A 3,450-nucleotide genomic window follows, 5' to 3' on the forward strand; every position below is an offset into this window, starting at 1 on the left:
TACAATCGTCAGCGGCTCCACCAGTCGCTCGACTACAAAACCCCAGAACAATTCGAAGCCGAAAACGCCCCGGCATTAGCGGCGTAGAAAAACTGGCCCGCCGCTGTCCGAAAGTCCTGGGCTATCGCACAGGTATCTCACTTGCACCATTCAACTCCATCGCAACTTTAGGTAATTTCAATCTAAATTTTCAACAGAAGGTTCACCAACTAGAGCAACCGCCTCCTCAAGTACCTGACAAGCCTATCCCAGCCTTTATTCAAACGCCTACTACTTGTCAGCTACCCCCTGTAAGCGACATCAAGACCTTAGAACTTTGTAAAATACCACAAGGCGCCGTGCCAACGGAGATTTTCTCACTTGGACAAATAGCAATAAATGGGTTGAGAATCGAGTGGCAAGTCCCCAACGAGCCCACCATCTTTCTTGGCGAATTTGATATTAATGATGGTAAACTTACTTTCCGTTGGGAGAAAAATGTTCCCTTAGCCGCGGAAACTGCTCTCAGAAATTCCGTGTTGAAGCTTGTTCAGGGAGACGAATCTCACTTGATTGCATTGCGTACTCCTTTGCTTGTCGAAAGATTAATCTTTGATTCGAGAATGGGGAGAAGCTACCTTACAATAAAATCTGATCACCTGCCTGCACTCGATGACTTGTGTTTTGAAGTCTTAGAGGCAGAAGATTTACCCCCATCAAGCCTAGCAAAACAATCTAAAGTTGAACTATCAAGATCGACAGATCTGAGAATTCAATTTAACGGAGTCCATGAAGTTATTGCATTAGTAACCATTGACAACGCCGTTGCGGGACTTCGATTAAGACTGAACTCCACGTATTATCTTCCGTCGGGAAGAGTACGAATGCTTTCATACAATCAAATTAGTAAGTCGCAAAACTTAATCGATGATGAGCGTTCGTTCCTTGAAACTGAAATCGAAGCACAAAGGATGATGCAGAAAAAAGCAAAAAATAGCTCACTTTCGAACAAGATTAATGAGCTAGAAGGTGAGTTAAAGCTAATTTTATCCGTTCAAAACGAACTCGACCGGGTCCGCAACCTCGCAGATAAACTCGATGGCAAATCATTTGGCTACCGATTCTATACCATTGTTGATGGGCACGAAGTCGATCTGATTATTGCCAAATAACCAGTTCCTCACGCCTAAGCGCCGTCTCACCACCGCTCCACCAACACCACCGTCAGCGACCTTGGCCCCTGCGCGCCTATCACCAATGATTGCTCGATGTCGGCCGTTTTCGAGGGGCCCGAAATAAAGGCGCTAAAGCCTCGATTGACGAAAGCACTTCCCAACCGCTCGTAAGCGAGATGCATGTTCGCGACGATCTCGCTCGCCTTCACGAGCACCACCAAATGCTGGCAAATAAAATAGATCGCGCGGTGCTTGAGATTCTCGTCGGTCACCCAAATTGCCCCGTTCTCGGCCACGCCAAACTGGCCAGCGCAGATCGCCACGCCGACGTCGGCCAGCTCATGCGGCTCGGGGCAGTCGTTGATTTCGCGATTGCCCACGATGCCGTCAACCAGCGACACGATCACTTTGGCATCCTGCACCACAGGCAATTCACGCAAATAACGCTCCGCGGCTGCCACATCTTCGACCACCACGCCACGGCCGCCAACCATTTCCAGCACCGTCAAAAATTGCGCTCGCGGATCGGCGAATGTAACGCCATGCGTCAAATGCGACGGCAACTCCAGAGGTGCGGGCTGATTCGCACGCACACGTTTGAGAATCGTATCGCGACTACTCATGACGATGTCCTTCTCGCCGTCGCGGCTTTGTTTGCAGATCGATTTGATACAACTCGCGGAAACTCTTCGCCGGTGGCGTTGGCAACTCCCGTTCACGCCCCCATATGTTGAGCGGATTGTAGATCATCCACCGCGGCAAAATCTTCAAGGCCATCCGCCCAGACCAACCGGCGGCGCGATAAAGAAACGGATGCTTGAGCAAGATACCCGCCAAGTTCATCGAAATCCGTTTGGACCACGGCAAGAGATCCTGCTCCGCCAGTCGTCGACGCCACACATACAGCTGGTGATGCAAGTCAATCTTCACGGGACAAACATCGGTGCAAGATCCGCACAAGCTGCATGCGCTCGGCAAGCTGCTATGTGCCGCGGGATTCATGAACGGATTCAAAATCGAACCGATGGGCCCCGGCACGGTGACGCCATAACTATGCCCACCGCTGCGGCGATACACCGGGCAGGTGTTCATGCACGCCCCACAGCGTATGCAATTGAGCGACCGCCGAAAGTCTCCACTCGCCAGCAGTTCGCTGCGGCCATTATCCACGAGCACGATATGCAGTTCCCCACCGGGCCGTGGTCCGTGGAAGTGCGATGAGTATGTCGTGATCGGCTGACCCGTTGCCGAACGCGCGAGCAACCGCAGAAACACGCCTAAGTCTGCCGCGCGAGGGATCAGCTTTTCGATTCCCAGGCAAGCGATGTGCAATCGGGGCAGCGACGTGCCTAAATCGGCGTTCCCTTCGTTCGTGCAAACGACAAGCCCGCCGGTTTCAGCAATTGCAAAGTTAACGCCCGTGATACCGGCGTCTGCTCGCAAAAATTCCTGCCGCAAATGTTGCCGCGCGGCCTCGGCCAAATATTGCGGATCGGTCGCGCCCGCGGCGGTTCCCAAACGATTGTGAAATAACTGGCTGACTTCTTCCTTCTTGATATGAATCGCGGGCAGCACGATGTGGCTGGGATGTTCATGCCGCAGTTGAACAATCCGCTCACCCAAGTCGGTGTCCACCACCTCGATGCCGCGTTCTTCCAAATAAGGATTGAGGCCGCATTCCTCGGTGAGCATCGATTTGCTCTTGGCCACGTGCTTCACGCCGCGTTCAGCCAGCAGCTGGTGAACGATGTGGTTATGTTCCTCGGCATTCGCGGCCCAATGCACAACTGCCCCAAGCCGAGTTGCCTGACGCTCGAACTCTTCCAAATAATCGGCCAAGCGGCTCAGCGTGTGCTGCTTGATTTGCGAAGCCTGTTCGCGCAAATCCTCCCATTCGGGAAGCGAATGCGCCATGCGGTCGCGTTTCGTGCGCACAAACCACAAGGCTTGGTCGTGCCAATGGGCACGCTTGTCATCGGCAACAAACTCTGCCGCGGCGGTCGGGTGATCGAGTTGCGTGCTCATAATGCCGCCTTATTTTGAGCGCAACAATCGGCCAGAATCTCCGCGACGTGCATCACGCGCAAAGGCTTGTGATCGCGTCGGATCAATCCGTCTAAGTGCATCAAGCACGACATGTCACCCGAGGTAAGAACTTCGGTCCCGGCTTGCAAGTGATCGCTGATCCGGTCGCGGCCCATCATGCACGAGACGGCTTCTTCAGCAACGGCAAAGGTCCCGCCAAAGCCGCAACATTCGTCGGGCCTTTCCAATTGGGTGAGTTGAATCCCCTTTT

The 3,450-nt window shown here is 53.2% G+C and carries 4 protein-coding genes; 1 reads left to right on the plus strand and 3 read right to left on the minus strand.

What is annotated here, in order from left to right:
- On the plus strand, nucleotides 1-1,151 hold a 1,151-nt coding region (locus tag AC6T8Q_RS18705; protein WP_500680526.1), incomplete at its 5' end, for a hypothetical protein.
- Between the two features lie 26 nt (nucleotides 1,152-1,177).
- Here AC6T8Q_RS18705 and AC6T8Q_RS18710 read toward each other — a convergent pair.
- From AC6T8Q_RS18710 to AC6T8Q_RS18720, 3 genes are all read right to left on the minus strand, one after another.
- Nucleotides 1,178-1,777: a LutC/YkgG family protein gene (locus AC6T8Q_RS18710; RefSeq protein ID WP_500680527.1), complete on the minus strand. Its 600-nt coding sequence runs from the start codon at nucleotides 1,775-1,777 to the stop codon at nucleotides 1,178-1,180.
- Nucleotides 1,770-3,179 carry a lactate utilization protein B gene (locus tag AC6T8Q_RS18715; RefSeq protein WP_500680528.1) on the minus strand — a complete coding sequence of 470 codons (1,410 nt, stop codon included), beginning with the start codon at nucleotides 3,177-3,179 and terminating at the stop codon, nucleotides 1,770-1,772. The genes AC6T8Q_RS18710 and AC6T8Q_RS18715 overlap by 8 nt, the downstream gene beginning before the upstream one ends.
- The coding region (locus AC6T8Q_RS18720) for a heterodisulfide reductase-related iron-sulfur binding cluster (RefSeq protein ID WP_500680529.1) at nucleotides 3,176-3,450 on the minus strand (275 nt) is incomplete at its 5' end. The genes AC6T8Q_RS18715 and AC6T8Q_RS18720, both read right to left, overlap by 4 nt.

Origin of the sequence: Bythopirellula sp., from assembly GCF_041737835.1 — a bacterium.
GTDB lineage: Bacteria > Planctomycetota > Planctomycetia > Pirellulales > Lacipirellulaceae > Bythopirellula.